Below are 26,132 nucleotides of genomic sequence, written 5' to 3'. Positions count from 1 at the left end.
CCAGACGTCAGCTCACCACGACGGCCGCGACCCAGATGATCGCGATGGCCAGCGCCGCGCCGAGCTCCACGAGCATGGCCAGGCCGGCGGCCTTGATCGCGTGTTTGGTCGATGGCCAGGCCTGTTTCGTGTCGCCGAGCCGGGCGAGCTCGGCCAGCCAGATGCCGGCCACGAAGCCGATGATCAGACCGATCACCGGGATCACGAAGAAGCCGACGATGGCCAGCACACCGCCGAGCAGCAGCGTCTTGTTGGGTATGCCGCTGCGCTTGAGGTTGCGCCCCGGCCAGGCGTACTTGACGACGATGCCGAGGATCGCGATCACGGTGACCAGCGCGAGTACGCCCCAGCGGCCGTTGCCCTCGCCCACGAAGATCGCCCAGGCGGTGGCGGAGGCCCAGGTCAGCAGCAGCCCGGGCAGGAACGGGATCACCACGCCGAAGACACCGATCACCATGGCGACCCCGCACAGGATCGTGATGTTGGTGTCCGTCTGCGTCAGATCCATTGGCGCACTGTACTGGTCAGAGAACGAACGCGTCCGTCCAGAGCTGACCCGACCGGCCCGACAAGGCATCGAGGAGCGCCACCGCCTGCTGGTCGGTCAGCGCGGCGACGAAGTCGACGATCGCCCGGCCGCGGGCGCGCGCGGCCCGGTCGGGGGTTCCCGCCGGCAACTCCGCCTCGGCGAGCTCGACCAGGTCGTGCAGGCGCTGCGGCAGCCGGGCCTCCTCGGCCGGGTCGACGATCCAGGCCAGCAGCGCCTCGACCAGGGTGGCGAGCAGGCGGGCCTGGCCGCGCTGGTGCAGCGCCAGGTCGGGGCGGTCGAGCACGAACCGGTGGTGGATCAGCTTGAGCACCTGGACCTCGTGCCACTGCGGCCGGTCCAACAGCACGTGGCCGGAGCGGACCGCCGGGCTGTCGGTCAGCCGGACGGCGTCGACCAGCCGGCGGGTCCAGCGTGCGGAGAACCGGGCCACGTACTGCTCGGCCGCGACGGACCCGTCGAACGGGTCGGCCAGCAGCCCGTCGACCAGGTCGTGCCGGACCTGCTCGACGGCGTCCGCGAACGCCTCGTCGTCGCTGATCCAGCGGTCCCGGCGGTGCAGCCGGCGGCGCAGCCGCTCGATCGCGACGCCGGCCTGGCGGCTGCCCGCGTCCAGCGCGGCGTCGGTGAGCCCGCCGAGCCGCTTGGTCTCGCGCTGCCAGCCGATCAGCTCGGCCGCGACTGTCCCCTGCTGGAGCACGCCGACCCGGTGGAAGTCCTCGACGTCGTGGATCGCGTACGCGATGTCGTCGGCGATGTCCATGATGGACGCCTCGACGGTCTGCTGCCAGTCCGGGATCTTGCCGGCGAACGGGGCGCGCGCCTCGCGCAGGTCGTCGACCTCGGTCGTGTAGGCGCCGAACTTGGCCGAACCGCTGGCCAAGTCCCAGTCGGGCGCGGACGCACCGCGCGGCGGCGGGCTCATCCGGCGCGGATGCGGCTCCGGATAGCCCAGCCGGGTCCACGGGTACTTGACGATCGCCGCGCGCACCGCGGCGGTCAGGTTGAGCCCGATCGTGGCGGCGCCGCGGATCTCGGTGCTGGTGACGATGCGGTACGACTGCGCGTTGCCCTCGAAGCCGTCGGGCAGCCCGAGCCGCTCGCGGGCCAGCCGGTCCAGCACGGCCTCCCCGAGGTGCCCGAACGGCGGGTGGCCGAGGTCGTGGGCCAGCGCGGCCGCCTCGACCACGTCCGGGTCGCAGCCGCCGAGCTTGTCGAGCAGGGCCAGGTTGCCGGGGTCGGCGGTGAGCCGCTCGGCGATGGCCCGCGCGACCTGGGCGACCTTGAGGCTGTGGGTCAGCCGGTTGTGCACCAGCAGGCCGCTGCCGCCCGGGCTGATCACCTGGGTGACGCCGCCCAGCCGGGCGAAGAAGGGCGAGGTGACGATCCGGTCGCGGTCGGCCCGAAACGGGCTGGCGGCCAGGTCACCCGGCCCGGTGCGCCCGGTATCGAACAGCCGCCGCGCGCGGGGATCGACCGGCTCTGTCATGATCCGACGCTAGCGCACGGCCGGTTTGGCCAGGTAAACCAGGCCCGGACCGCGGTCCAGCAGCCGCCGGTCGAAGATCTTGTAGCCGTTCCGCTCGTACAACCGGATGTTGTCATGGCTCTCGGCGCCCGTGAACAACTCGAAGCGCAATGCCTTGGGGTGCGCGGCCTCGATCGCGACCAAGATCCGCCAGCCGAGCCCGCGTCCGCGTAGGTCAGGTGCCACCGCGAGGCGGGCGAGGTGGCAAGTGCCGTGCTCGTCGAGCCGACCCCGCCCGACGGCGACCAGCCGCCCGCGCGCGGTGCGGCCGACCAGCAGGGTGCCCGGCCCGCTGATCACCGCCGTGATCTCGTCCAGCGTCTCGGTGAGCATCGGCAGGTGCGGGTTGTCGTAACGCTGGGCCTCGGTGAGGAACGCGGCCCGCTGGAGCGTGAGCACCTCGCCGGCGTCCTCGGGTTGAGCGAGCTCGATTTCGACCATGCAGAGCAGTGCACCGGGCGATGCCACACGACCCGCCGCCGCCCGCCCACATGTCCCGGCAGATGAGACTCGATCATCAAAGGGGTGTTGACGCAGTGATCCACTTTGACTCACAGTTGGCGGCACTTCGACTGCGGCAACGGGAGGCACGGGTGGGGCGCCGGATTGGGGTTCGCGCCCTGGCTGTCTGGTCGCGTTGACGGTCGCGGCTCTGTTCGCGGCCGCCGGCGCGTGGCTGGGCTGGAGGTGGGCGGCCGGACTGCCGGCTGACGTCGAGGCCCGCAGCCTGGCGATGTCTGCTGCGCCAGGCCTGTCGGTCGCCGAGGTCGACCGTCTGGAGCCGGTCTTCAGCTACCAGTTCTCCACGGGGCCGGCCACTCGGATCCTCGGCTCAGACAATTACAACGGCGGCTACGTTCTGTGCACCATGGACACGCCCGACGGTTCCTACGGCTCGGTGCTGACCGGGGTCGAGGCCAATCTGCGGCAGCAGGGCTGGAAAGTTACGCCCACGTCCCCTGGCCGCGAACTGACCGCGACGCGAGCCGACCTGGCTCTTTTCGTCTTGCCGGTGAGCGACGGAGCGGTCCTTCCCGAACTGACGCCGGAAGCGCAGTTGGGCATGGAGTTCGTCCGCCCCGAGCCGGCGGCCGTTCTGCCGTTGACTGTGGTCGGTTGGCTGGTCGGGCTTCTTCTCGGCGGACTGGTAGTCCTCGCGGGCGCTGGCCGGCTGTCGGGACGGGGTGCGTCCGGCCCGGCGGCTGCGGCACTGGCCGGCGTCGGAAGTCTCCTGCTCCTGCCCGCCACCGTGCTCAGCAGCGGCGACGTCATTTACCTCCAACTGATCAACTCCGCGATGGTCTCACCGCCGGCGACCTGGAGCGCGTACACCTATATCTTGATTCGCCCGCTGTCCATGCTGGGAGTGGCGGTCCTGGCAACTGCTTTGGTTCTTCTGTTGTTGCCTCGCAGGCGGGCCCAATGGGCCCGAGGGTCATAGCCCGGCTTTGCTCTGCACCCAAATACGCACCACCTCCGTGACGGGGGTGGTGCGTATTTGGGTGCAGAGCAAAGCCGCCCGTCAGGAAGGCCGGGGGCCTCGGCGGTGGCGGCCGATGTAGCGGTTCGTGCGGACGCCCGCGAGTGACATGGCTGCGCCGCCCGCGGTGAGTACGCCGCCGAAGCCCGCGATCGAGCCCACCGGCAGCCCGGTCTTCGGCAGTTCGGGCTCGGCCACCGGCGGCTCTTCGACAGGCGCCGGCGGCGGCTCCTGCGCGGTCGGCGGCTCCTCGTCCACCGGCGGCGGAGGCGGCGGCTCTTCCTCGTCGTCGTCACCGCACGAGGAAGACGCGACACCCCCGGCAGCGGCGATGCTGTTGCCGCAGACGTCCACGTCGATCGTGATCGGTACGACCACCTGCGTGCCGTTCAGGATGCCCGCGTTGTGGCCGCTGGCGATGTGCGAGACGCCGCTGCCGAACTTCGCCGCCGCGGGCAGGTCGGCCGGGCCCTTCGACGCCTCGTCCGCCTCGTCGTCGGGGGCCGAGGTCGTGTCCGGCAGGTCGACCGGCGCTCCGTCGGTGACCACGTCCGCCATCGCCCCGTCGGTGATCTCCTGCGCCCGGTCCGCCGCCGCCGCGGCCGCGTCGGTGCCGTCACCAACAGGTCCGTCGCCGAGCGCCGCCGCGCTGGCTGCCTGGCCACTCAGGGCGAGCGCTCCGGCCACCACAGCGAGGCCGGCGGCCGGCAAGGCCGCGGCACTGACCAGTCGCCGCCGTCGTTTGTTCGTCATCGTTCTGTTCCTGTCGTCCGGAGAATTCGTGCCGAAAGGAGCATTTGTGGGAGCGTAGAGCGCTATGTCCGAAAACGCCCAAGCGACCGGTATGGATCACCCAGCCAGGGTCAGCCGTACCGGTGGGTCTCCCAGAGCAATCGGATACGGAACTGCTTGCGCTCGAAGTCGGGGTCGCGGCCCAGCAGGTGCCCGTCGTAGGGCGCCCGGAGCCGGACGATCGAACCGTCCAGCAGTGGCAGCGCGACGACCGTTCGCCGGCCCCGCCGCTCCATCCGGACCTCGACCACCCGGTGCCAGGGCGCCGAGTCACCGAGCGCGCCCGGCACCGCCCAGGCGCCCGCCGCGTCCAGATCAGCACCCACCCGGCCGCGCAGCAGCAGGCCGAGCACGGCGCTCACCGGCACCGGCAGCACCAGCAGCCACCAGAGCTGTGGCGGCACGGTGCGGTACAACTCGGCGTCGGTCAGCCAGTGCGCCACTTCCGGCGCCAGCACCGCCGCCAGGCCCGTCAGCGCCAGCGCGCCGGACACCAGGACGCCCACCCACATGCCCCGCCCCAGCGCCTGTCGCCAGGTCGGCCGGAAGCGCAGCGGGTCTCCCGGTAAAGGCTCCTGCGCCGCGCTGACCACCCTGACCGGTGTTCGCATGCACTGCTAACGACGAGGTCACACCCAGGTAATCGGCTCTTCCGCTAAGGGGGTCGTACGGTTGATGCATGGCACCCGAGAAGCCCTCCCCCGTGGCCGAAATCCCCACCAACGAGCTGCCTAAGACCGACGCCGAGTGGCAGGTCCGGCTCAACCCCGAAGAGTTCCGGGTGCTGCGTCAGGCCGGCACCGAGCGGCCGTTCACCGGCGAGTACGTCGACACCAAGACACCGGGCACCTACGTCTGTCGGGCCTGCAACGCGGCGCTGTTCACCAGCGGCACCAAGTTCGACTCGCACTGCGGCTGGCCGTCGTTCGACGAGGCGATCCCCGGCTCGATCCGGTACATCGAGGACCGGTCGCTGGGCATGCTCCGCGTCGAGGTGCGCTGCGCGCACTGCGACTCGCACCTCGGCCACCGCTTCGACGGCGAGGGCTACACGGCCAAGGACGCCCGCTACTGCATCAACTCGGTGAGCATGCGGCTCATCCCCGCGTAAGAGCGGCGGCCACCGCCACCATTTCGGGTTCGAGGGCGCGGTCGCCGTCCTCGACCGACCAGATCGAGTTCTGCAGCGTACGGCCGAGCGTCCACACGACCGCACGCTGCCGGTCCAGGCCCATCGCCTCGACCATGACGTCGAACCGGCGCCGGATCGTGCGGTCCGGCGCTGACTTGTCCCACCGGTTCCACAGTGCCGGGCAGAGCTCGAAGCCCGGGTCACCGGCCAGCGGCTTCGGGTCGATCGCCAGCCACGGCTCCCGGCCGCCGGCCAGCACGTTCTCGTAGTGCAGATCCCAGTGCAGCAGCCGGTCACCGGCCTCGCCGACCACCTCGGCGAGCTGGTCGGCCCAGCGCTGGATCAGCTTTCCCTCAAAAGGGTCCGCCAACAGCGCTGCCGCCGCCGGGGTGTCTTCGATCATCTTGGCGGCCTTGTCGGCCAGCAGCGGAATCGACGGCGGCGCCGGGTACGCGTTGAGCCGGTTGAGCAGCTCGGCGATCACCCGTACCGCCGCCGTGTCGTCCTCGATGGACCGCAAGTCGCGAGAAGGATCCAGGCGCTCGATCAGCAGCGTCCAGGTCTGCGGGTCCTCGCGGAGCAGGCGGGCCGCGCCGTCACCGGCCCAGGTGCGCAGCGCGAGACCCTCGCCGGGGTGGTCCCAGTCGGTGTCCTGGAGCTTGAGCATCGCCGGCGTGCCGTCTTCGGTGACGACCGGGAGCACGAGACCGGCCACCCCGCTGCGCGGCGCGCCGTCGCGCCGCAACCGCCAGCGATCGAGGAACTCGGCCGCGGTGCGGGCCACCCCGTCCACCCAGGCCCGGCCCGCGTCGCCGCGGAACCGGACCTGGGCGGCTACGAGAGCCGGGGGTACGACGATGTCCTCAGCGGTCACCCGGTGAGGCTAGACCGCTGATTACTTGCTGTGCTGCCCGACGAGGGCGTGCTGGCCGACAACCAGCAGCCCGCCGCGTCCGTCGACCCCGTCGGCCTGCTCGTCGTCGAGCCAGACGCCACCGGTGGCGAGATAGCGGAAGGTGTATTCGCCCGGGCCGAGGGTGAGCGTCACCGTGCGGGTCCCGTCGCGCCTCGGCTGGAGCTCGTGCCGGCCGGGCTCCCAGTCGTTGAAGCAGCCCACGACGCTGACCTGCCCGACCGGGTTGTCCTTGGGCAGGCAGAACGTCACGCGGGTCTTGCTGCCGAAGAGCTTACTTTTCTTGATCATGTCGGCTCCTCCCGGTAAGGACACAACCTCATGGAGCTTCCCTGCCGGACCCGGACATGGGCGGACCGACACACCGCGCGTTACATGACATTCATCAGTCGCGAATCTAGCTCTTATCGGGCGTTTCGGTTGCCGGCAGGCGTACTTCCGGGTCACGCTGCGGGTAACCGATTGGGGGCGGGCACCATGGCGGTGTGTGAGACCTGTGGCAACGATTACTGGCTGGCCTTCGAAGTGAAGACGATCAGCGGCGACCGGCACGTCTTCGACTCGTTCGAATGCGCGATCCAGCGGCTCGCCCCGATCTGCGAGCACTGCGGCGTGAAGGTCGTCGGCCACGGCGTCGAGGTGGCCGGCCGGTTCTTCTGCTGTGCGCACTGCGCGCGGGCGACCACCGGCGCCGAGGGTGCGGCGATCACCGACACCGTGGGCGCCCACCCGGGCTGATTATGCTCGGTGACCATGCGGCCGAACACCGATGAGCTACGCGTGGCGTCCTTCGCCGACCTCGACACGACCACCCTGTACCGCCTGCTCGAGCTGCGCTGCACGGTGTTCGTGGTCGAGCAGGAGGCGGCATACCTCGACATCGACGGCCGGGACCTCGAACCGGCGACCCGGCACGTCTGGGTCGCTCGGTACGGCGTCCCGGTCGCCTACCTGCGGGTGCTCGGCGAGCCGGACGGCGGCATGCGGGTCGGCCGCGTGGTGGTCGCCAAGGAGGCCCGCGGCTCCGGCGTGGCCGGCCGGCTCATGGACACGGCGCTGGAGCTCGTCGGCGCCCGGCCGTCGGTCCTCGACGCGCAGTCCCACCTGGCCGGCTTCTACGGCCGCTACGGCTACACGGTCAGCGGACCCGGCTTCCTGGAGGACGGCATCCCGCACGTGCCCATGGCGCGGGGTTAGCTTAGGGATCATGACGACCCCGACGCTGTACGAGTGGGCCGGCGGCCGGCCGGCGATCGCTCGAATGATCAACGCGTTCTACGACCGGGTGGAGCAGGACGAGCTGCTCAGCCCGTTCTTCCCCGGCGGTGTCACCGTGCCGCATCGCGAGCACGTGACGACCTGGTGGTCCGAGGTGTTCGGCGGGCCGTCGGACTACACCGGCGAGCTCGGTGGCTACGAGAACATGCTCGCCCACCACAAGAACCTCGGGATCACGCCCGAGCACCGCTTCCGGTTCGCGTCGCTGATGAGCCTCGCCGCCGACGACGCCGAACTGCCGCCCGATCCTGAGTTCCGGGCGGCGCTGGTCGGCTACCTGGAGTGGGGCACCCGGATCGCGATGGAGAACTCCCAGCCGGGCGCGACCCCGGTCGAGCACGCGCCGGTGCCGCACTGGGGCTGGGGCGTGGCGCCGCCCTACCAGTCTTAGGGCAGGGCTTCGACGAGCTCGGCCACCGAGCGCCGGCGCCCCGTGTAGAACGGGACCTCCTCGCGCACGTGCCGCCGGGCCCTCGACGCGCGCAGCTCGCGCATCAGGTCGACGATCCGGTGCAGCTCGTCGGCCTCGAACGCCAGCATCCACTCGTAGTCGCCGAGCGCGAACGAGGCCACCGTGTTGGCCCGCACGTCCGGGAAGCCGCGCGCCTGCCGGCCGTGCTCGGCCAGCATGTCCCGACGGTCCTCGTCGGGCAGCAGGTACCACTCGTAGGAGCGGACGAACGGGTAGACGCAGATGTACGCCCGGGCCTCTTCACCGGACAGGAACGCCGGCAGGTGGCTCTTGTTGAACTCGGCCGGCCGGTGCAGCGCCATCTGCGACCAGACGGGGGCCAGGTGCCGGCCGAGCGCGGTCCGGCGGAACTGGGCGTACGCCTCCTGGAGCGCGTCGCTGGACGCCGCGTGCCACCAGATCATCAGGTCGGCGTCGGCGCGCAGCCCGGAGACGTCGTAGCTGCCGCGGACCGTGACGTCCTTGCTCGCCAGGTCGGCGAAGAGGGTGTCGACCTCGGCGGCCAGCCCGCTGCGCGACTCCGGCAACGGCTCGGCGGCCCGGAACACCGACCACATCGTGTAGCGGATGGTGTCGTTGAGCTCCCGGATCCGGGCGGCGTTGGTCTGCTCCGTCATGCGAACCATCCTCTCTCAGCCGGCCTGCTGCCGGTCCCGCAGGGCGGCGAGCACGGCGTCGGCCGCGGACTCGCCGGAACGTACGCAGATCGGGATCCCGACGCCGTCGTAGCCCGCGCCGGCCAGGGCCAGCGTCGGTGCCTCGCGGCGCAGCGCCGCCCGGGCCGCGGCGACCCGGTCGAGGTGCCCGGGCGCGTACTGCGGCAGCGCACCGCCCCAGCGCTGCACCTTGGTGTCCAGCGACTTGGGCAGGCTGTGGGCGACCAGGGTGGACAGTTCCCTGTGGACGATGCCGACGAGCTCGGCGTCGTCGCGCTGGAGCACGTGCTCGTCGCCGTAGCGGCCCACGGACGCGCGGACCAGGGCGACCCCGTCCGACCGGCGCTGGTGGGTCCACTTGGTCGAGAAGAAGGTGGCCGCCTTGACCGCGGTGCCGTTCTCGGCCGGCACCAGGAAGCCGGACAGCTCCGGCAGCTCGAGCCGGGGCAGCGCCAGGGTGACCAGCGCCACGCTGGCGTAGTCGAGCGCGCCGACCTCGCGGGCCGCGTCCGGCTCGATCGCCTGGAGCAGCCGGGCGGCGGGCCGGGCCGGCACGGCGAGCACGACGGCGTCGACGGTGACGTACTCGGGGTCGCGGGTTGGGCCGACGGTGAGCCGCCACGTGCCGTCGGGCAGACGGGTCAGCTCGCGGACCGTCGCGCCGAGTCGGAGCTCCGCACCGCTGGCCTCGGCGGCGGCCTCGACCAGCCGGCTCACGCCGCCCCGGACGGTGGCGAACACGGCGCCGCCCGGCACCCGGGGGAACGCGGCCTGCGCCGCCTTCACGGCGCCGGTGAGCGTGCCCGCGCGCCTGGCCTGCCGGGCCAGCGCCGGCATCGTGGCGGCCAGCGAGAGGCGGTCGGCGCGACCCGCGTACACGCCGCCCAGCATGGGGTCGACCAACCGGTCCACGACCTGGTCGCCGAGCCGGCGCCGGACCAGCGCGCCCACGGAGACGTCCTCGCCCTCGGCCAGCAGCGGCTCGCCGGCGTCGAGGTCGTGGTCCTCCACGGCCGCCACCCCGGCCAGCGTGCCGACGTCGCCCGGCACGCCGGTCAGCGTCCCCCGCGGCATCGGCACCAGCTTGCCGCCGACGGCCAGCGCGGCGGCGCCGACAGCCGGGTTGACCAGGTCGTCGCCGAGGCCGAGCCGCCGGGCCAGCTTGATGGCGGGCGAGTCCTCGCCGGTGGCCGTGTCCCGCACCAGGAACGCCTCGGCACCTAGCTCGACCGGCGAGCCGGCCACCTCGCCGGTGCGCAGCTTGCCGCCGAGCGTGGCGCCCTGCTCGAAGATCGTGACAGCGGTGCCCGGCGCCGCGTCGTTGATCCGCACCGCGGCGGCCAGCCCCGCGATCCCTCCGCCGATCACGGCGACCCGGTTCTGCATGGCACCCACCATATGGCGGGCCGGATCAGGCGCTGCGGCGACCGGGCAGCGCTGTGACGCCGGGCGGCGGCAGGCCGGCGGTCGAGGCCAGCAGCGTCGACCAGGCGAGCAGGTGGGCGCCGAGGTCGTCGTCGGTCGGCGTCCAGCTCGCGCGGATCTCGATGTCGGCCGCCGTCGGAGGGCCGGCCAGCTCGCCGAAGCGGGTCGACATGGTCTGGGTGACCGTGCCGCCGATGGCCCGGTAGTGCGCGTCCTGCGCGTCGAGCGCGTCGGTCAGCCAGGTCCAGCCCACGGTGGGCAGCAGCGGGTCGGCGGCCATGTCGACGTCGACCTCGGCGGTCACGTAGGTGACCAGCCGCATCGTGCCCTCCCACGCCTCGTGGCCGGCCGGGTCGTAGAGCAGGATCAGCCGGCCGGTCGCCATCTCGTCGTCGTCGGGCTTGGTGACCGAGGCGCTGAGGGCGAACGTGAAGGGCGCGAGTCGCTGTGGTGCGCCGACCTCCTCGAGGAGGATCTCGGCGCGCGGTGTCGCGGAGCGAAGGCTGGCGACGGCGTTCGCGAAGACGTCGGGAACCGCTGTCGGAGCCATGACCGCAGCCTATGCATTCCTCGGGGCGCCATGGGGGTAGGGCACGCCGGGCGCCTTAGCATGATCGGCTAGGCGGAACCGACAAACCCGACCTATCGGGCCGAAAGCGTGTGCACCAGCTCCGTGACCCGGGTCAGCACCGTGGGGTCGATCTCCGGCAGCACCCCGTGGCCGAGGTTGAAGATGTGGCCCGGAGCGGCGCGGCCCTGGTCGAGAATCCGGCGTACCTCCGCCTCGATGACCTCCCAGGGCGCCAGCAGCGTGGTCGGGTCGAGGTTGCCCTGCACGGCCTTGTCCGGGCCGATCCGGCGGGTGGCGACATCCAGCGGCGTACGCCAGTCGACCCCGACCACGTCGGCACCGGCCTCACCCATCGCACCGAGCAGCTCGGCGGTCCCGACACCGAAGTGGATCCGCGGCACGCCCGCCTCGGCCAGCCCGGTCAGCACGGCGGTCGAGTGCGGCAGCACGTAGCGGCGGTAGTCCGCCTCGGACAGCGCGCCGGCCCACGAGTCGAAGAGCTGCACCGCGGCGACGCCGGCGCCGATCTGGACCCGCAGGAAGGTCAGCGCGTTCTCGGCCAGCCGTGCGCAGAGGGCGTGCCAGGTGTCCGGGTCGCCGTACATCAGCGCCTTGGTCTTCGCGTGGGTCCGCGACGGGCCGCCCTCGATCAGGTAGCTGGCCAGCGTGAAGGGCGCTCCGGCGAAGCCGATCAGCGGGGTGTCGCCGAGCTCTGCGGTGGTCAGCCGGACCGCCTCGTCGACGTAGGAGACGTCGCTCGGGTCCAGGCGGCGCAACGCCGCCACGTCCTGCGCGGACCGGATCGGCTCGGCGACCACCGGGCCGGTGCCCGCGACGATGTCGACGTCGACCCCGGCCGCCGCGACGGGCACCACGATGTCGCTGAACAGGATCGCGGCGTCGACCCCGTGCCGGCGTACCGGCTGCAGGGTGATCTCCGCGACCAGGTCGGGCCGACGGATGGTGTCGAGCATGCCGATGCCCGCGCGCAGCTCCCGGTACTCCGGGAGGGAGCGCCCGGCCTGGCGCATGAACCAGACGGGCGTGTGCGGGGTGTCGATGCCCCGCGCGGCGCGGACCAGGGCGGAGTCGGTGTGGGTCGTCGTCGTCATCGAGCCCATCGTTTCACGTTGCGATCGGGAGCCAACCTCCGCCTTCGGCGAAGCAAGGGTCCCTTGTTAACGCTTTCCGCAGCGCAAGGGACCCTTATTAACATCCGCGCCGCCGGCGGGACGCTGGCCCGGCGCACCCGTGTGCGGCCGCCGCGGAAGGGATCGCGGCGGCCGCACGCCGGTCAGCAGATCTTGAAGGCGTCGCAGGCGACCTTGATGGGCACGGCCAGCCCGATGCCCTCGGCGTCCTGCGCCTTGGCGGTGGCGATGCCGACCACCTGCTTGGCCGAGTTGATCACCGGGCCGCCGGAGTTGCCGGGGTTGATCGGCGCGTCGAACTGGATCATCGGGCCGTTGCTCTCCGGCAGTTCGCGGACCGCGCTCACGACGCCCGTCGTCACCGAGTCGCTCAGGCCCAGCGGGGCGCCGACCACCACGATCTGCTGGCCGGACTTGACCGTGCCCTTGGCGGTGACCAGACCATTGATCTTCGTGCTGGTACGCAGGTGGGCCACGTCAGCGGCCTTGTTCACGGCGACGATCGTGGCCGCGTAGCGCTTGCTGTCGCGCTCCAGGAAGACCTGGCGCCCGCCGGCCTCGTACACGTCCTCGACGACATGGAAGTTGGTGATCATGTTGGTCTTGCCGCCGCTGGCCGGCTTGCCCACCGCGAACGCTGTGCCGGTCACGTCGCCGGCCGCCACGCGGAACACGCTGGGCAGCGCGGCGCTGGAGATCGCCTCCGGGTTGAACGCCGCACCGAGCCGTTTCTCCAGGTCCGTGGCCCGGCCGTCGAGTCCGTCGAAGCGACCGGCGGCCTGAGCCTGTTCGTCGGCCTGCACCCGCTCGTTGCTGGCGAGCCGGTCACCAAGCTGCTCGATGCGCACCGCCTGGTAGGCCACCACACCGGCCAGCACCACGACGAGGCCGAGCGTGGCACCGACGACCCAACGGCGCTTTTCACCTTTACGGGTGTCCGCCGCGGGCGGCGCGCCGGACCCGGTTTCGAAAATCGCGTGGCCCGGCTGGCGCGGTGCCGGTGGCGTGAACGGCGGACCGGGTCGCGGCGGAACGGGGCTGTACGGCACCGGATTGAAGGGTGCCGAGTCGATCGGGCCACGCGGCGCCGGCGGGGCGAAATCGGGCGGCGGCGCCCACGAGACGGGCGGCTCGACCGGGCCTCGCGGGCCTGGTGGGGCGTAGTGCGCGGCCCGCGGTGGCGGTCCGAGGTCGGCCGGCGGAAAGTCACGGTCGACCGGCATGTAGATCGGGCCCTCGGGCGGCGGTGGTGCGCCGTACCCGGGTGAAGTTTCGGGCCAGGTTGTGCGTTCGTCCCCGGCGGACATTCTCCGCTCCCCTCCGTCGCACCGGACTGGACCCCCGCAGGACCGTACCGCACCACCCGACGCGCCGACCCGGCTGTCCGATGCGTGACGGCGTGCCTACTAGGGTTGGCAGGTGACCGACGAACCACCCCTGCGCCGTCGGGCCGCACGCCGAGCGGGGGACGAGTCGCCCACCTCCCCCGAAGCGGACGGCCCCTCCACCGGCTCCCCCGACGGCCCGGCGGCCCCCGAACCCCTTGCGGCCGGCCCCACGCCGCTGCTGCTCACCGCGCCCCGGGAAGGCACGCCCGCGCCCGTCGAGTCGCCCGACGACCTCGCCGACGCGGTGGCCCGCTTCGCCGGCGGCACCGGTCCGGTGGCGATCGACGCCGAACGTGCCTCCGGCTACCGCTACAGCCAGCGGGCCTACCTGGTCCAGCTACGCCGCAGCGGCTCCGGCACCGTGCTGATCGACCCGCTGCCGCTGGGCGACCTGCGTACGCTCGACGCCGCCATCGCCGACGCCGAGTGGGTGCTGCACGCCGCGAGCCAGGACCTGCCGTGCCTGTCCGACCTCGGACTGCGCCCGCGGCGGCTGTTCGACACCGAGCTGGCCGGCCGGCTGGCCGGCTTCGAACGCGTCGGCCTGGCGGCGTTGACCGAGCAGTTGCTGGGCTTCGCGCTGGAGAAGCACCATTCCGCCGCCGACTGGTCCAGCCGCCCGCTGCCGGACTCGTGGCTGAGCTACGCCGCCCTCGACGTCGAGCTGCTGGTCGACCTCCGCGACGCGCTCGCGGCCGAGCTGATCACCCAGGGCAAGCAGGACTGGGCGGCCGAGGAGTTCGCCGCACTGGTCGCCTGGGGCGCCCAGCCGCCACGCAACCGCCCCGACCCGTGGCGCCGCACCTCGGGGATACACCGCATCCGCGGCGCGCGGGCTCAGGCCCGGGTCCGCGCCCTCTGGTACGCCCGCGACGACGTCGCCGCCCGCCGCGACTCCGCGCCGGGCCGGGTGCTGCCCGACTCGGCGATCGTGGCGGCCGCCGAGATCGACCCGAAGGACGAGCGCACCCTGCTCACGCTGCCGGGCTTCGGCGGCAGGTCCGTGCGCCGGCTGGCCCGGATCTGGCTCGACGCCCTGGACACGGCCCGCGGCCTGCCCGACGACGCCCTGCCGACCAACCCGCCGATCGACGGGCCGCCGCCACCGCACCGCTGGGCCGAACGCGACCCGGTGGCAGCGGGCCGGCTGTCCCGCTGCCGCGAGGTGGTCACCACGACGGCGGGAGCGCACAAGCTGCCGCCGGAGAACCTGATCGCCCCGGACTCGATCCGCCGCCTGGCCTGGACCCCACCGGAAGACGTCACCCCGGAAACAGTCTCGGCCACGCTACGCGGCTACGGCGCCCGCCCCTGGCAGGTAGGCCTGATCGCCACAGACCTGGCCAACGCCCTGGACGACCCAAAGCCAAAGTCAAAGCCGGACCCAGAGCCCGAGCCGGAGCCGGACGGGAGCGCTGGCTGACCCGCTCCTAGGACGGGCCGCCAGCTTCGCCCCTCGCCGATTCTGGGCTGTTACTCGCCCAGGATCGAGGGGCGGAGGGCGGCCCATTCCAGGGAGTGGCGGATGCCGTCTTCGACCGTGTAGTCGGGGGTCCAGTCGAGGGCCGCGTGGGCCTTGTCCGTGCGGGTGTAGGAACCCACGACGTCGCCCGGGCGGGACGGGGCGTCGGACACCCGCAGTGGGCGGTCCGCCACCCGCTGGAAGGCCGTCACGAACTCGCGGACCGTCGTGCCCGTGCCGGTGCCCAGGTTGAGCACGTCGTACTTCCGGTCGCCGTCGGCCGGCAGCACCTCGTCGAACCGACGCAGGGCCTCGACGTGGGCGCGGGCCAGATCCCAGACGTGGATGAAGTCGCGGATGCCGCTGCCGTCGCGGGTCGGCCAGTCGGTGCCGGTGATCCGGAACTCGTCGCCGGCCTCCAGCGCCGTGATCAGGCGGCCGAGCAGGTGCGTCGGCTGCGCGTGCTGCAGGCCCGTGCGCATCTTCGGGTCCGCGCCGATCGGGTTGAAGTAGCGCAGCGAGATGACCCGCAGGTCATAGGCGTTGGTGCAGTCCTCCAGCACCCACTCCATGACGGCCTTGGTCCGGGCGTACGGCGACTCCGGGCGCAGCGCCGACGTCTCGTCGACGGTGAAGTCGGCGCCGGGGGCGTAGATGGAGGCGGACGACGAGAACAGGTAGCGGTCGCAGCCGTTGCGGGTCACGTGCGCGATCAGGTCGAGCGACTTCGCCACGTTCTCGCGGTAGTAGCGCACCGGCTCGGCCACCGACTCGGGCACCACGATGAGCGCCGCGGCGTGCACCACGGCCGTGATGTCCGGGTGGTCGGCGAAGATCCGGTCGATCAGGGCGCCGTCGGCGATGTCGCCCTCGTAGAAGAGGCGATCGCGTACGTACTCGGCGCGGCCGGTGACCAGGTTGTCGACGATCACCGGGGTGATGCCGGAGTCGATACAGGCCGAGGCCATCGTGCTGCCGATGAACCCTGCCCCGCCCGCGATCAAGACCTTCATGGGGTTGGACCCTACCAACCGCGTGCTTGTGTCCCACTCCACGCACCATGCGAGGTTACTGACGAGTAGCATCGGCTCATACCCCGTACCGAGGAGGCCCTTCCGTGCCCCGTTCAGTCCGCGACGTCGCGTTCGTCGACGGCGTCCGCACTCCCTTCGGAAAGGCGGGTGGCATGTACGCGCACACCCGCGCCGACGATCTGGTCATCCGGTGCATCCGCGAGCTGCTCCGGCGCAACCCGCAGCTTCCCCCGGAGCGGGTCGAGGAGGTCGCCATCGCCGCGACCACCCAGATCGGCGACCAGGGCCTGACCATCGGCCGCACCGCCGCTCTGCTGGCCGGTCTGCCCAAGACCGTGCCGGGCTTCGCGATCGACCGGATGTGCGCGGGCGCGATGACCGCGGTCACCAACGTCGCCGGCGGGATCGCGATGGGCGCCTACGACTTCGCGATCGCAGGCGGTGTCGAGCACATGGGCCGGCACCCGATGGGCGAGGGCGTCGACCCCAACCCGCGGATCCTGGCCGAGAAGCTGGTCGACCCGTCCGCGCTGGTGATGGGCAAGACCGCGGAGAACCTGCACGACCGGCTCCCGGCCGTGACGAAGGAACGCGCTGACGCGTTCGGCCTCGCGAGCCAGGTCAAGACGGCCAAGGCGTACGCGAACGGCAAGCTCCAGGACGACCTGGTGAGCGTCGCGCTGCGCGACCCGGAGAACGGCTGGGGTCTGGCCACCGCCGACGAGGCGCCGCGCGAGACCAGCATGGCGAAGCTGGCCACACTGAAGACCCCGTTCCGCCCACACGGCCGGGTCACCGCAGGCAACTCGGCCGGTCTCAACGACGGCGCGACCGCGAGCATCATCGCCGCCGAGGACACCGCCCGCGAGCTCGGCCTGCCGGTGGCCATGCGGCTGGTCTCGTACGGCTTCGTCGGCGTCGAGCCGGAGGTGATGGGTGTCGGCCCGATCCCGGCGACCGAGAAGGCGCTGCGGATCGCCGGCCTGGACATCGCCGACATCGGCCTGTTCGAGCTCAACGAGGCGTTCGCCGTGCAGGTGCTGGCGTTCCTCGACCACTTCGGCGTCGCCGACGACGACCCGCGGGTCAACCCGTGGGGCGGCGCGATCGCGGTCGGCCACCCGCTGGCCTCCTCCGGCGTGCGGCTGATGACCCAGCTCGCGCGCCAGTTCGCGGAGCACCCCGAGGTGCGGTACGGCGTCACCGCCATGTGCATCGGCATCGGCATGGGCGGCTCGGTCATCTGGGAGAACCCGAACTGGGAGGGCACCAAGTGAGAGAGCGAAGCGAACGAACCAGTTGGCTCAGCAGCCTGCGCGAAGGCGTCTCATCGCGAAGCGAGGAGGGCGCATGAGCACTGAGGTCGTCACGAAGGCGCTGGTGCGCACGGTCAAGGTCCAGGGCCGCACCGCCGCCCTGATCACCCTCGACAACGGGCTCGACCACACGAAGCCCAACACGTTCGGCCCGGGCGGGCTGGCCAGCCTGGACGAGGCGATCACCGCGGCGCAGGCGCTGGAGCCCGCGTTCATCGCGATCACCGGCAAGCCGTACATCTTCTCGGTCGGTGCCGACATCACGGGCATGCCGACGATCGCGTCCCGCGAGCAGGCGGTCGAGCTCGGCCGGTACGGGCACCGCGTGTTCAACCGGCTGCGCGAGTCGACGATCCCGACGTTCGCGTTCGTCAACGGCGTGGCCATGGGCGGCGGCCTGGAGGTGGCGCTGCACTGCCACTACCGGACCCTGTCCGGCGGCGCGGGTGCGTTGGCCCTGCCCGAGGTCTCGCTCGGCCTCGTGCCGGCCTGGGGCGGCACGCAGTTGCTGCCCAACCTGATCGGCATCGCGCCGGCCGCACAGGTGATCATCCAGAACCCGCTGACGCAGAAGACGCTGCGCCCGCCGCAGGCCCGCGAGCTGGGCATCGCCGACGTGCTGCTGGAACCGGCCGACTTCCTGGAGCGGTCGCTGGAGTGGGCCGCCGGCGTGGTCGCGGGCGAGGTCACGGTCGAGCGGCCGGAGATCGACCGCGACATGTGGGACGGCGTCCTCTACTTCGCGAAGATGCAGCTCGACGAGCGGCTGCACGGCGCGGTCGCGTCCGCGGAGAAGGCGCTGGAGCTGCTCGCGCTGGCCAAGGACGCCGACTTCGCCGCCGGCACCGCCGCCGAGGACGAGGCGCTCGGCGACCTGGTCACCGGCCCGCAGCTACGCAACAGCCTGTACGCGTTCGACCTGGTGCAGCGCCGCGCCAAGCGGCCGGCCGGAGCCCCGGACAAAGCGCTGGCTCGCGACGTCAGCAAGGTCGGCGTGGTCGGCGCCGGCCTGATGGCCGGGCAGATGGCGCTGCTGTTCGCCCGCCGGCTCGAGGTCCCGGTCGTGCTGACGGACCTCGACCAGGACCGGGTCGACAAGGGCGTCGCCTACGTGCACGGCGAGATCGACAAGCTGCACGGCAAGGGCCGGATCGACGAGGGTACGGCCGCCAAGTTGCGCGGTCTGGTCAGCGGCTCCGTCGACAAGGCGGCGTTCGCCGACGCGGACTTCGTCATCGAGGCGGTGTTCGAAGACCTGGGCGTGAAGAAGCAGGTCTTCGCCGAGCTGGAGAAGATCGTCTCGCCGGAGGCGGTGCTGGCCACCAACACCTCCTCGCTGTCGGTCACCGAGATGGCCGCCGACCTCGAGCACCCGGAGCGGGTCGTCGGTTTCCACTTCTTCAACCCGGTGTCGGTGATGCCGCTGGTCGAGATCATTCGGGCCGGCAAGACCGACGACCCGGCGCTGGCCACCGCGTTCGCCGTCGGCAAGCAGCTTCGTAAGTCGTGCGTGCTGGTCAAGGACGCGCCGTCGTTCGTGGTCAACCGGCTGCTGACCCGATTCCTCGGCGAGATCTACGCGGCGATCGACGCCGGCACGCCGGTCGAGGTGGCCAACACCGCGCTCGACCCGCTGGGCCTGCCGATGCGGCCGCTCGCCCTGCTCACGATGGTTGGGCCGGCGGTCGCGCTGCACGTCTCGAAGACCATGCACGCGGCCTTCCCGGACCGGTTCGGGGTCAGCGAGAACCTCGGCCGGATCGTCGAGAGCGGCAAGCCGCTGACCGACCGCGACGGCAACGTGGACGAGTCCGTGGTCGCGCTGCTCAAGGTCGGCGACGCGCCGCTGACCGCCGAGCAGGTGCGCGACCGGGCGCTGGACGCGATCGCCGACGAGGTGCGGACGATGCTCGCCGACGGCGTGGTCGCCGACGCCAAGGACATCGACCTGTGCCTGATCCTCGGCGCCGGCTGGCCGTTCCACCTGGGCGGCATCACGCCGTACCTGGCGGCGACCGGCCGCCGCTGACGGAAGCGAAACGGGCCCCCGGGGTTGTCCCCGGGGGCCCGTCGCGTTGTCGGCTACTGCGTCTCGACCTCGGCGCGCATGGCCACGAAGTTCTTGTAGGCGGCGGTGCCGTCCACGTTGTAGACGCCGATCATGCCCACACTGCCCCGGTCGGCCCAGGCGCACAGGCCCAGCGGGATCGAGGCGCCGCCCTCGGCGATCGAGCCGTCGGCGCACCGCGCCTCGCCGCCCTGCGGGCCCGCGTCCACGGTCTTGATGTTCTTCATCGTGAACGGCGCCTTGTTGAGGTCGGCGAACGTCTTCTCGAGCTCCGCGCCGGGGGCGGCGATCAGGCCGGAGGCCGCCACCAGCATGATGAGCTCTTTCTTCTCGATGTTGCCGTAGAACGCGGCAGCGGTGCTGGTCGCGTCCGGCAGATCCGAGTTGAGCTGGGTCTTCATCTCGTCGACCGCGGTCTGCAGCCCCGCGTCCTGGATCCGGGGCTGGCCACCGAGCTTCTCGGGCGCCGCGACCCGCGTGTTGGTGGCCTCGACGACGTCGGTCACCGTGTCCTTGAGCCCGAAGTAGAGCGCTGCGGCACCGCCGAGGCAGAGCACCAGCACGGACGCGAGGACGATCAGCACGATCTTGCCGGCGCGGCTCTTCTTCGGCGGCGCGGTCGGCGGCATCGGCGGCCCACCGAACTGCCCGTCGCCGTAGCCGGCCTGCTGCGGCGGCTGCCCGTAGCCCTGCTGCGGGTAGGCCGGCTGCTGGCCGTAGGGCGCCGGTGACGAGGGCTGGCCATAGGCCGGCGGCTGCTGACCGTAGTCGCCGCCGTAGCCGGGCTGCTGCCCGTAGCCGGGCTGCTGGCCGTAGTCGGGCTGCTGACCGTAGCCAGGCTGCTGCCCGTAGCCGGGCTGCTGGCCGTAGTCGGGCTGCTGCGGCGGCTGGCCGTAGGTCCCGGGCTGCGGCGATCCGTAGGTCTGCCCGTAGTTCGGCTGCTGCGGGGGCTGCTCACCGTAGGGCTGCCCGTACTGCGGCTGTTGCGGGGGCTGCTGGCCGTGCGGCGGCTGCTGACCATGCGGCGGCTGGGAGCCGTACGACGGTGGCTGGGCGTATGGATCGGACATCACGGCTCCCGGAGATACTCCACGTTGACTGCCGGATCGTAGCGAGCACGCGCACGCGCCGTGTCCCCTGCGTCGGGCAAGGGACACAAGGTGTATCCCGATCGTGACGACGGTCAGCCCACCCCGGCCTTGACTTCCATGCCCTTGCCCTCGGCCTCGGCGAGCAGGCGGCTGCCCTCGCCGGGCGCGGAGAAGCCGCAGGTGATCGCGTCGGTCTGCTGCTTCTCCTCCTTGGACCCGGCGACCACGACGCCCAGGCCGGCCGCGGTGGTGAAGCAGTCGCCGCCCTTCTTGTACTCAGCGCAGCCTTGGCCGGCCAACTCGTGGACCGGCCGCAGCCGGTCGGTCGGCGGACCGAGCTTGTCCAGCGCGGACGTGCAGCCACCGAGCTGTTTCGCCAGCGTGCGCATGGCCGCCGGACTGAGCGCCGTCGGCGACTTGGAGAGCACGTCGTCCATCGACCGGTGGAGCGCGGCGACTCCTTCGAGCCAGACGAGCTCGGCGCCGGTCATCGGGCCGGCCGCGGCCGGCGCTCCCGCGGTGGTCGCCGGCGGGGTGGTCGGCGCGGCTCCGCCTGTGGTGGCCTCGGGGTTGTCGCAGGCCGTCACCGCGAGGACGACCACCGCCGCGACGGCGAGGTAGGTGGGACAACAGCGACTACGCAGCAGCATCGCGCCGCTCCCTCCCGCGCTGGCACGCGGAGAGAATGCCAATGATCCGTGCCTACGGTCACGGATTCGCTACGGAACGCTACGCCGGTCGAGGTCGGGGGGACAGCGCCGGTTACGCGCGCTCGGCGGCGCTGCGCTCGACACAGAACTCGTTGCCCTCGGGGTCGGCGAGCGTCACCCAGCCGGTGCCGTCCGGCCGGCGGAGGTCCCCGACCAGGGTGGCCCCGATGCCGAGCAACCGCTCGACCTCTTCGTCGCGCGTACGCTCGGTCGGTTGCAGGTCGAAGTGGAGTCGGTTCTTGGTGGTCTTCTCGTCCGAGATCTGACAGAACAGGACGCTGGGACCGGTTCCCTCGGGTGCGATCAACAAGGCCTCCGGGTCGCCCGGAAAGTCCTCGTCGGACCGCGGGTAGCCGAGCACCTTCGACCACCAGCCGGCCAGCTCGTACGGGTCACGGCTGTCGATGTTGAGATGATGGATGCGGTTGGTCATCGCGCCACCATGCCAGCCGCTCCGACGCTGATCAAAACGATTTCAGGTCCGCCACGGTCGCCGTGCCCGCGGCCACCGGCGTGCTGCTCGCCGCCGGCAACGTCACCCGTACCTCCAGGCCGCCGTCCTCCTGAGGCTCGGCGGTCACGCTGCCGCCGTGCGCGTCGCAGACCGCCCGCACGATCGACAGGCCGAGGCCCGAACCGCGGGCGCCGGTGCGTTCCCGGCCGCCGCGCCGGAACGGCTCGAACAGGCCCGGCACGTCGATCGCGTCGACCTCGAAGCCGGTGTTGCCGACCACCAGGAACACCTGGTCGCCGTCGGTGCCGGTGCGGGCCCAGAGCCGGCCGTGCAGGTGGTTGTAGCGGACCGCGTTCTCCACCAGGTTGCCGGCGAGCCGTTCGAGCAGACCCGGGTCGCCCACCACCGGCGCCGGCGCCAGGTCGGTGGTGACCGACAGGCCCAACCGGTCGACCTCGCCGCGGATCGCCGACATCGCCGAGCGCAGCCCGTCGGCCAGGTCGGCGGGCACCTTGCGGCCCAGCCGGCGGCCCCGCTGTGACTCGCTGCGGGCGAGCACGAGCAGGGCGTCGACCAGGCCGTTGGCCCGCTCCGAGGCGTCGCGCACCACGGTGGCCATGCGGCGGAACTCCTCGTCGTCGGCCTCGTCGTCGGCCAGCGTCACGTCGATCTCGGTGCGCATGACGGCGAGCGGCGTACGCAGCTCGTGCGAGGCATTGGCGACGAACCGTTTCTGTGCCTCGAACGCCGAGCCGATCCGGTCGAGCATCGCGTCGAAGGTGCGGGCGAGCTCGGCGATCTCGTCGTCGGCGCCGGTGTAGCGGATCCGCTGGTCGAGCGTCTGCTCACCGAGCCGGCGGGCGGTCGCCGTCACCTGGTGCAGCGGGCGCAGTGCCCGCCCCGCGACGACGTACGCCGCCGCGATCCCGACCAGGCTCGTCACCAGCAGCGCCAGCAGGCCCTTGAACAGCAGCTCGCGCGACGCCGAGTCGACCACCTGGGCCTGCCAGGCGGCGGCGTCGAGCCGGCGACCGTCGGCGAGGTCGACGAACGCGCCGGGCTGGAGCTGGTCGGCCGGATGGATCGCCTCGCCGACCAGCAACCAGGCCAGCAGGATCAGCACCAGCCCGGTGGCGACCACCACCACGCCGTTGAGCAGCGTGAGCCGCAGCCGCAAGGTGGGCCGAGGAGCGCGCTGCCGAGCAGCCGCGTAGACCGTCATGTCGGCTCCCCACTGCGTGGTGACCCGCCCTGCCCGGGCCGGCTCTGCTGATGATGACCTCGCCTCGGCTCGGTCATGTGACCAACTCCCCGGGCATCCGGTAGCCGGCGCCGACCACCGTCTCGATCAGCGGTGGTTCGCCCAGCTTCTTGCGCAGCGTCATCACCGTGACCCGCACCGTCGTGGTGAACGGGTCGGTGTTGGCGTCCCAGACCCGTTCCAGCAGCTCTTCGCTGGACACCACCGCGCCCCGGGCCTTGAGCAGCTCCTCGAGCACGCCGAACTCCTTGCGGGTCAGGTCGACCGGCGCGCCGGCCCGGGTGGCCACCCGGCGGGCCGGGTCGAGCACCAGGTCGGCGAACGCGAGCACCGGCGGCGCGGGCGGGGTGGCCCGCCGGCCGAGCGCCCGCACCCGGGCGACCAGCTCGTCGAACGCGAACGGCTTGGGCAGGTAGTCGTCGGCACCGAGCTGGAGGCCGTCGACCCGGTCGGCGACCGTGCCGCTCGCGGTCAGCATCAGCACCCGGGTCAGGGCACCGGACGAGACCAGGTCGGCGCAGATCTGGTCGCCGTGCACGCCGGGCAGGTCGCGGTCGAGCACCACCACGTCGTAGCGGGTCACGAAGGCCAGCTCGTGGCCGGACGTGCCGTCGTAGGCGACGTCCACGGCCAGCCCGTGCCGGCGCAGCCCACGCGCGATCGCGTCGGCCAGGTTGCGCTCGTCTTCGACCACCAGCACCCGCACCGCGATAGCCTCCCTCACCCGACGTCAAGCCCGTGTGAGCAAAACTAGCGCTCGGGTCGAACGGCCCAGATCCGCAGTGTGCCGTTCGCCGTGCGGCAGACGATCGCGGTCGATCCCGACTGGCAGGTGAGCAGCACCTCGGGCGCGGTGCCGAGCGGCCGCAGGACGCCGGTCGGCGGGCCGACCAGGGCGAGCACCGTGCGGGGTGCGCCGAGTGGGATGCGCGTGACGACCGGGTCGCCGCGGCCGCCGGTCCGCCAGCCGTGCAGGTCGGCGAGCTCGGCACCGGTGTCCGGGTCGACCGTGCGGACCGGGCCGAGCCCGCCCGGCACCGATCCGAGGGCGATCAACTGCCCGCGCGCCTCGACCACGTAGCTGGCGTCCCGGACCCGCCAGCGCAGCCGGCCGTCGGCCGGGTCGAGGGCCAGCACGTCGCCCTGGCTGCTCACGCAGACCAGTGCCAGGCAGGGCGCGATGCCGCCGCCGTCGATGTCGTAGGGCATCCGCCAGCGCACGGCGAGGGTCTCCGGGTCGAGGCCGATGATGCCGGTGCCGCCGTGGTCGGCGTACCAGAGCAGCAGGGCGCCGCCGATGCTGAGCCCGGACAGCGGAAACACCTCGTCGCCCAGCGGGTTGGCCTGCCGCAGCAGTGTGCCGGCACGGGCGTCGCGCAGCTCGATCCGGCCGGACCGGACGAAGACGGCGAGCCGCCCGGACCGGCCGGCACCGGACCCGGAGGTGCCGGTGACCGCCGGTGCCGCCCCCGCGCCGCCGACGGCGTGTGACTCGGACTCCGGTGCCACCCGGGGCGGGATCCGGCCGGCCACCGGCGTCGCGCTGCCGATCGCGGTGAACGTGAACCGGTCCTGCGGCTCTGACGACCAGAGCTCGCGCCCGGTCGTCAGGTCCAGCGCGCGCAGCCGGGGCGGGTCGGCCTCGCTCGCGTAGCCGGTGTTGGCGTCCGCGTCGACCACGAGCTCCGCCGGCACCCACCAGAGCCGCCGGCCGGTGTCCAGGTCGTACGCGTCGGTGCGGCGGATCCGCCCGGTCGTCTCGCCACCGGAGACCAGCACGACCGGCCCCGCGAGGTCGATCCGGATGATCCGCTCGCCGGTCGGCGCGTACGCGGTGGTCCAGAGCTCCTCCCCGCCCGGCAGCCGCATCGCGGTCAGCGTGCGCGACACCTCGTTGACCCTGCGGACCACGTAGAGGCGGTCGCCGGCGACCACGAACGAGGAGCCGGGGCCGCCCAACCGGGTGGCCGTCTCGGTCAGCGGCGGCTGCGGCACCAGCGAGCCGCCCAGCGCGAGCAACGCGACGGCGAGCACGGTGACGAAGCTCCAGAACGGCGGTCGGCGAGGCAGGTCCCGCTCGACGGCGTCGGGCGGCGGCACGGTGATCGGGCCGAGCTCGATCGTCCCGCCCGGCATCGCGGGCCTACGTCCGCGGAAGCGTGAAGATCGCGAGCTGGCGGCCGTTGCCGCCCCGGCAGACCAGGGCCGTCTCGCCGACCCGGCAGTCGCGGCTGCCGACCGGCAGTGTGCCGATCGCCCGCGGCGTCGTGCTGGTGCCGCTGTCGGCCACCGCGATCCGCTCGTCCGGCAGCAGCCGGAAGACGAGATCGTCGGCGCTGCCCCGGACAGGCAGCCACGGCAACCCGTCGCCGGTGGCGAAGACCTGCCCGCCGTTGTCGAGGTCGAGGGTCCAGATCCCGTCAGGGGTACGGCCGCACAGGTCGCCGGCGCAGTCGGCCCACTGGACCTCCCGCGCCCGGTCGGGGCGGCTCCAGCGCAGGACGACGTCGTCGAGGTCGTAGGCGCTGAGCGCGGACCGCCGGCCCGGGCGGGTGTCCGGGTGGCGGAGCACGAGCCCGTGCTCGGTCACGCGCGGGTTGTCGGGCGCGTAGTCGGCCGGCGGCAACGTGCCGACGCCGCGCAACGCGCCCGTGGCCAGGTCGTGCACCTCGGTGCGGCCGGAGTCGAGCACGAGCACCGCCAGCGGCGGGTCGCCGGCCACCACGTGCGCCACGGCGGTCAGCGGCACCTGCTCGTGCCAGAGCGGGCGCCCGGTGGCCAGGTCGATCGCCTCGACCCGCCCGGAGATCCGCCGGCCCGCGCCGCTCGCGCTGCGCACCTCCTGCACGGCGAGGCCGACGGCGACGCCCGGCGCGGTCAGCACGGCGTCGGCCCGGCTCCACCGCACCGCGCCCGTCCTGGCGTCGACGGCGGTGGTGCCGGTCTGCCGACGGATCGAGTCGCGGGACGCCAGCAGCACCAGGTCGCCGACCCGGGTGGCGGACCGGGACATCGCCGCGGGCAGCCGCAGCCGCCAGCGTTCGGTGCCGGTAGGCAGGTCGTATCCGCGCAACTCGGCCAGGCCCGGGTCGGTCGCGGCACCACCGGCGCCACCGCCGGCCGGCGCGGGTGGCGGTGCCGGGTCGGCGATCACCAGCAGGTCACCGGCCACCGAGACGCTCGAACCGGGCTCGACCGGGACGGCCGCGGTGGCCCGGAACGGCGGGCTCGCGGTGGCGGCGCCGCCGCAGACCAGTAGGAGCGCGACGGCCGCCACGGCGAGCCGCCGGCGCCTCGAGCGCCGGCGCTGCCGTGACGTGGGAGCGCGATCGTCCGCGACCGAACCGTGCGCGGTGCCGAGGTCGATCACCACCCACTCGCCCGGCCGCTCGGACATCGCTTT

General features: G+C 72.5%; 28 protein-coding genes. 8 read left to right on the top strand and 20 right to left on the bottom strand.

Annotation, left to right across the window (positions count from 1 at the left end):
* Nucleotides 1–7: 7 nt before the first annotated feature.
* From BLV39_RS20515 to BLV39_RS20505, 3 genes are read right to left on the bottom strand one after another with little or no spacing between them, the layout of a single operon-like run.
* Nucleotides 8–508, bottom strand: a complete 501-nt coding sequence (locus tag BLV39_RS20515) for a DUF456 domain-containing protein (RefSeq protein WP_090794943.1) — start codon at nucleotides 506–508, stop codon at nucleotides 8–10.
* A 16-nt stretch (nucleotides 509–524) separates the two neighbouring features.
* On the bottom strand, nucleotides 525–2,036 hold the full coding sequence (locus tag BLV39_RS20510) for a deoxyguanosinetriphosphate triphosphohydrolase family protein (protein ID WP_090794940.1): 1,512 nt from the start codon (nucleotides 2,034–2,036) through the stop codon (nucleotides 525–527).
* Between the two features lie 9 nt (nucleotides 2,037–2,045).
* Complete coding sequence (locus BLV39_RS20505) at nucleotides 2,046–2,516, bottom strand: GNAT family N-acetyltransferase (protein WP_090794937.1); 471 nt, start codon at nucleotides 2,514–2,516, stop codon at nucleotides 2,046–2,048.
* 196 nt (nucleotides 2,517–2,712) lie between these two features.
* On the opposite strand from BLV39_RS20505, the gene BLV39_RS20500 reads away from it, so the two are divergent.
* On the top strand, nucleotides 2,713–3,516 hold the full coding sequence (locus BLV39_RS20500; protein ID WP_090794933.1) for a hypothetical protein: 804 nt from the start codon (nucleotides 2,713–2,715) through the stop codon (nucleotides 3,514–3,516).
* 81 nt (nucleotides 3,517–3,597) lie between these two features.
* Here the strand turns inward: BLV39_RS20500 and BLV39_RS20495 are convergent, their stop codons facing one another.
* Together BLV39_RS20495 and BLV39_RS20490 are read right to left on the bottom strand one after the other, a co-directional pair.
* Complete coding sequence (locus BLV39_RS20495) at nucleotides 3,598–4,308, bottom strand: chaplin family protein (RefSeq protein WP_090794930.1); 711 nt, start codon at nucleotides 4,306–4,308, stop codon at nucleotides 3,598–3,600.
* 110 nt (nucleotides 4,309–4,418) lie between these two features.
* Complete coding sequence (locus tag BLV39_RS20490) at nucleotides 4,419–4,958, bottom strand: hypothetical protein (protein WP_143049822.1); 540 nt, start codon at nucleotides 4,956–4,958, stop codon at nucleotides 4,419–4,421.
* A gap of 68 nt (nucleotides 4,959–5,026) precedes the next feature.
* On the opposite strand from BLV39_RS20490, the gene msrB reads away from it, so the two are divergent.
* Nucleotides 5,027–5,458, top strand: coding sequence for a peptide-methionine (R)-S-oxide reductase MsrB (msrB, locus tag BLV39_RS20485; RefSeq protein ID WP_090794922.1), 432 nt, complete (start codon nucleotides 5,027–5,029; stop codon nucleotides 5,456–5,458).
* On the opposite strand, the gene BLV39_RS20480 is transcribed toward msrB, so the two are convergent.
* Both BLV39_RS20480 and BLV39_RS20475 read right to left on the bottom strand, forming a co-directional pair.
* On the bottom strand, nucleotides 5,445–6,353 hold the full coding sequence (locus tag BLV39_RS20480; protein ID WP_090794918.1) for an aminoglycoside phosphotransferase family protein: 909 nt from the start codon (nucleotides 6,351–6,353) through the stop codon (nucleotides 5,445–5,447). The genes msrB and BLV39_RS20480 overlap by 14 nt on opposite strands.
* A gap of 21 nt (nucleotides 6,354–6,374) precedes the next feature.
* Nucleotides 6,375–6,683, bottom strand: coding sequence for an isoamylase early set domain-containing protein (locus BLV39_RS20475; RefSeq protein WP_090794915.1), 309 nt, complete (start codon nucleotides 6,681–6,683; stop codon nucleotides 6,375–6,377).
* A gap of 186 nt (nucleotides 6,684–6,869) precedes the next feature.
* Here BLV39_RS20475 and BLV39_RS20470 point away from each other — a divergent pair, with 186 nt between their 5' ends.
* From BLV39_RS20470 to BLV39_RS20460, 3 genes are read left to right on the top strand one after another with little or no spacing between them, the layout of a single operon-like run.
* Nucleotides 6,870–7,130, top strand: a complete 261-nt coding sequence (locus BLV39_RS20470; RefSeq protein WP_090794911.1) for a Prokaryotic metallothionein — start codon at nucleotides 6,870–6,872, stop codon at nucleotides 7,128–7,130.
* Between the two features lie 15 nt (nucleotides 7,131–7,145).
* Entirely contained in the window at nucleotides 7,146–7,589 is a 444-nt protein-coding gene (locus BLV39_RS20465; RefSeq protein ID WP_090797602.1) for a GNAT family N-acetyltransferase, read from the top strand.
* Between the two features lie 10 nt (nucleotides 7,590–7,599).
* On the top strand, nucleotides 7,600–8,061 hold the full coding sequence (locus BLV39_RS20460) for a group II truncated hemoglobin (protein ID WP_090794906.1): 462 nt from the start codon (nucleotides 7,600–7,602) through the stop codon (nucleotides 8,059–8,061).
* On the opposite strand, the gene hemQ is transcribed toward BLV39_RS20460, so the two are convergent.
* The 5 genes from hemQ to BLV39_RS20435 form a co-directional block, all read right to left on the bottom strand.
* Nucleotides 8,058–8,759, bottom strand: coding sequence for a hydrogen peroxide-dependent heme synthase (gene hemQ, locus BLV39_RS20455; protein WP_090794903.1), 702 nt, complete (start codon nucleotides 8,757–8,759; stop codon nucleotides 8,058–8,060). The genes BLV39_RS20460 and hemQ overlap by 4 nt on opposite strands.
* A 15-nt stretch (nucleotides 8,760–8,774) precedes the next feature.
* Nucleotides 8,775–10,184 carry a protoporphyrinogen oxidase gene (gene hemG / locus BLV39_RS20450; protein ID WP_090794900.1) on the bottom strand — a complete coding sequence of 470 codons (1,410 nt, stop codon included), beginning with the start codon at nucleotides 10,182–10,184 and terminating at the stop codon, nucleotides 8,775–8,777.
* Nucleotides 10,185–10,209: 25 nt separating this feature from the next.
* Nucleotides 10,210–10,773 carry a DUF3000 domain-containing protein gene (locus tag BLV39_RS20445; RefSeq protein ID WP_090794896.1) on the bottom strand — a complete coding sequence of 188 codons (564 nt, stop codon included), beginning with the start codon at nucleotides 10,771–10,773 and terminating at the stop codon, nucleotides 10,210–10,212.
* Nucleotides 10,774–10,865: 92 nt separating this feature from the next.
* Nucleotides 10,866–11,915, bottom strand: a complete 1,050-nt coding sequence (hemE, locus tag BLV39_RS20440) for a uroporphyrinogen decarboxylase (RefSeq protein ID WP_090794892.1) — start codon at nucleotides 11,913–11,915, stop codon at nucleotides 10,866–10,868.
* Between the two features lie 173 nt (nucleotides 11,916–12,088).
* Entirely contained in the window at nucleotides 12,089–13,252 is a 1,164-nt protein-coding gene (locus tag BLV39_RS20435; protein WP_239083816.1) for a trypsin-like peptidase domain-containing protein, read from the bottom strand.
* Nucleotides 13,253–13,364: 112 nt separating this feature from the next.
* Between BLV39_RS20435 and BLV39_RS20430 the strand changes: the two genes are divergently transcribed.
* Nucleotides 13,365–14,756 carry a ribonuclease D gene (locus BLV39_RS20430; RefSeq protein WP_090794889.1) on the top strand — a complete coding sequence of 464 codons (1,392 nt, stop codon included), beginning with the start codon at nucleotides 13,365–13,367 and terminating at the stop codon, nucleotides 14,754–14,756.
* Nucleotides 14,757–14,806: 50 nt separating this feature from the next.
* Here BLV39_RS20430 and galE read toward each other — a convergent pair whose 3' ends face one another.
* Nucleotides 14,807–15,808, bottom strand: a complete 1,002-nt coding sequence (gene galE, locus BLV39_RS20425) for a UDP-glucose 4-epimerase GalE (protein WP_090794886.1) — start codon at nucleotides 15,806–15,808, stop codon at nucleotides 14,807–14,809.
* A 104-nt stretch (nucleotides 15,809–15,912) separates the two neighbouring features.
* On the opposite strand from galE, the gene BLV39_RS20420 reads away from it, so the two are divergent.
* Nucleotides 15,913–17,106, top strand: a complete 1,194-nt coding sequence (locus tag BLV39_RS20420) for a thiolase family protein (protein WP_090794883.1) — start codon at nucleotides 15,913–15,915, stop codon at nucleotides 17,104–17,106.
* 73 nt (nucleotides 17,107–17,179) lie between these two features.
* On the top strand, nucleotides 17,180–19,174 hold the full coding sequence (locus BLV39_RS20415; RefSeq protein WP_090794879.1) for a 3-hydroxyacyl-CoA dehydrogenase NAD-binding domain-containing protein: 1,995 nt from the start codon (nucleotides 17,180–17,182) through the stop codon (nucleotides 19,172–19,174).
* A 53-nt stretch (nucleotides 19,175–19,227) separates the two neighbouring features.
* On the opposite strand, the gene BLV39_RS43070 is transcribed toward BLV39_RS20415, so the two are convergent.
* The 7 genes from BLV39_RS43070 to BLV39_RS20380 all read right to left on the bottom strand — a co-directional run bounded on the left by BLV39_RS43070 (nucleotide 19,228) and on the right by BLV39_RS20380 (nucleotide 26,126).
* Nucleotides 19,228–20,283, bottom strand: a complete 1,056-nt coding sequence (locus BLV39_RS43070) for a hypothetical protein (RefSeq protein WP_176984994.1) — start codon at nucleotides 20,281–20,283, stop codon at nucleotides 19,228–19,230.
* A gap of 113 nt (nucleotides 20,284–20,396) precedes the next feature.
* Nucleotides 20,397–20,954, bottom strand: a complete 558-nt coding sequence (locus tag BLV39_RS20405; protein WP_143049821.1) for a hypothetical protein — start codon at nucleotides 20,952–20,954, stop codon at nucleotides 20,397–20,399.
* A 112-nt stretch (nucleotides 20,955–21,066) separates the two neighbouring features.
* Complete coding sequence (locus BLV39_RS43065; protein ID WP_090794872.1) at nucleotides 21,067–21,447, bottom strand: VOC family protein; 381 nt, start codon at nucleotides 21,445–21,447, stop codon at nucleotides 21,067–21,069.
* A 31-nt stretch (nucleotides 21,448–21,478) separates the two neighbouring features.
* Nucleotides 21,479–22,690, bottom strand: coding sequence for a HAMP domain-containing sensor histidine kinase (locus tag BLV39_RS20395; protein ID WP_090794868.1), 1,212 nt, complete (start codon nucleotides 22,688–22,690; stop codon nucleotides 21,479–21,481).
* Nucleotides 22,691–22,763: 73 nt separating this feature from the next.
* On the bottom strand, nucleotides 22,764–23,435 hold the full coding sequence (locus tag BLV39_RS20390) for a response regulator transcription factor (protein WP_090794865.1): 672 nt from the start codon (nucleotides 23,433–23,435) through the stop codon (nucleotides 22,764–22,766).
* Nucleotides 23,436–23,479: 44 nt separating this feature from the next.
* A complete protein-coding gene (locus BLV39_RS20385; RefSeq protein WP_090794861.1) occupies nucleotides 23,480–24,865 on the bottom strand; it encodes an outer membrane protein assembly factor BamB family protein in 1,386 nt (461 codons plus the stop codon).
* A gap of 7 nt (nucleotides 24,866–24,872) precedes the next feature.
* Nucleotides 24,873–26,126, bottom strand: a complete 1,254-nt coding sequence (locus tag BLV39_RS20380; protein WP_090794859.1) for an outer membrane protein assembly factor BamB family protein — start codon at nucleotides 26,124–26,126, stop codon at nucleotides 24,873–24,875.
* Between the last annotated feature and the right edge of the window lie 6 nt (nucleotides 26,127–26,132).

It is taken from the genome of Asanoa ishikariensis (genome assembly GCF_900107455.1).
Taxonomy (GTDB): Bacteria; Actinomycetota; Actinomycetes; order Mycobacteriales; family Micromonosporaceae; genus Asanoa; species Asanoa ishikariensis.
The sequence above is the reverse complement of the archived record's forward strand: the minus strand, read 5'-3'. Positions and strand labels throughout refer to the sequence as shown.

Excerpts from the sequence above, each read along its gene's own strand:
- BLV39_RS20460 (WP_090794906.1), top strand. The coding sequence starts at position 7,600 with ATGACGACCCCGACGCTGTACGAGTGGGCCGGCGGCCGGCCGGCGATC.
- BLV39_RS20465 (WP_090797602.1), top strand. The coding sequence starts at position 7,146 with ATGCGGCCGAACACCGATGAGCTACGCGTGGCGTCCTTCGCCGACCTC.
- BLV39_RS20470 (WP_090794911.1), top strand. The coding sequence starts at position 6,870 with ATGGCGGTGTGTGAGACCTGTGGCAACGATTACTGGCTGGCCTTCGAA.
- BLV39_RS20515 (WP_090794943.1), bottom strand. The coding sequence starts at position 508 with ATGGATCTGACGCAGACGGACACCAACATCACGATCCTGTGCGGGGTC.
- BLV39_RS20435 (WP_239083816.1), bottom strand. The coding sequence starts at position 13,252 with ATGTCCGCCGGGGACGAACGCACAACCTGGCCCGAAACTTCACCCGGG.
- BLV39_RS43070 (WP_176984994.1), bottom strand. The coding sequence starts at position 20,283 with ATGTCCGATCCATACGCCCAGCCACCGTCGTACGGCTCCCAGCCGCCG.
- msrB (WP_090794922.1), top strand. The coding sequence starts at position 5,027 with ATGGCACCCGAGAAGCCCTCCCCCGTGGCCGAAATCCCCACCAACGAG.
- BLV39_RS43065 (WP_090794872.1), bottom strand. The coding sequence starts at position 21,447 with ATGACCAACCGCATCCATCATCTCAACATCGACAGCCGTGACCCGTAC.
- BLV39_RS20475 (WP_090794915.1), bottom strand. The coding sequence starts at position 6,683 with ATGATCAAGAAAAGTAAGCTCTTCGGCAGCAAGACCCGCGTGACGTTC.
- BLV39_RS20510 (WP_090794940.1), bottom strand. The coding sequence starts at position 2,036 with ATGACAGAGCCGGTCGATCCCCGCGCGCGGCGGCTGTTCGATACCGGG.
- BLV39_RS20490 (WP_143049822.1), bottom strand. The coding sequence starts at position 4,958 with ATGCGAACACCGGTCAGGGTGGTCAGCGCGGCGCAGGAGCCTTTACCG.
- BLV39_RS20495 (WP_090794930.1), bottom strand. The coding sequence starts at position 4,308 with ATGACGAACAAACGACGGCGGCGACTGGTCAGTGCCGCGGCCTTGCCG.
- BLV39_RS20405 (WP_143049821.1), bottom strand. The coding sequence starts at position 20,954 with ATGCTGCTGCGTAGTCGCTGTTGTCCCACCTACCTCGCCGTCGCGGCG.
- BLV39_RS20395 (WP_090794868.1), bottom strand. The coding sequence starts at position 22,690 with ATGACGGTCTACGCGGCTGCTCGGCAGCGCGCTCCTCGGCCCACCTTG.
- hemE (WP_090794892.1), bottom strand. The coding sequence starts at position 11,915 with ATGGGCTCGATGACGACGACGACCCACACCGACTCCGCCCTGGTCCGC.
- galE (WP_090794886.1), bottom strand. The coding sequence starts at position 15,808 with ATGAAGGTCTTGATCGCGGGCGGGGCAGGGTTCATCGGCAGCACGATG.
- BLV39_RS20380 (WP_090794859.1), bottom strand. The coding sequence starts at position 26,126 with ATGTCCGAGCGGCCGGGCGAGTGGGTGGTGATCGACCTCGGCACCGCG.
- BLV39_RS20415 (WP_090794879.1), top strand. The coding sequence starts at position 17,180 with ATGAGCACTGAGGTCGTCACGAAGGCGCTGGTGCGCACGGTCAAGGTC.
- BLV39_RS20505 (WP_090794937.1), bottom strand. The coding sequence starts at position 2,516 with ATGGTCGAAATCGAGCTCGCTCAACCCGAGGACGCCGGCGAGGTGCTC.
- hemQ (WP_090794903.1), bottom strand. The coding sequence starts at position 8,759 with ATGACGGAGCAGACCAACGCCGCCCGGATCCGGGAGCTCAACGACACC.
- BLV39_RS20385 (WP_090794861.1), bottom strand. The coding sequence starts at position 24,865 with ATGCCGGGCGGGACGATCGAGCTCGGCCCGATCACCGTGCCGCCGCCC.
- hemG (WP_090794900.1), bottom strand. The coding sequence starts at position 10,184 with ATGCAGAACCGGGTCGCCGTGATCGGCGGAGGGATCGCGGGGCTGGCC.
- BLV39_RS20445 (WP_090794896.1), bottom strand. The coding sequence starts at position 10,773 with ATGGCTCCGACAGCGGTTCCCGACGTCTTCGCGAACGCCGTCGCCAGC.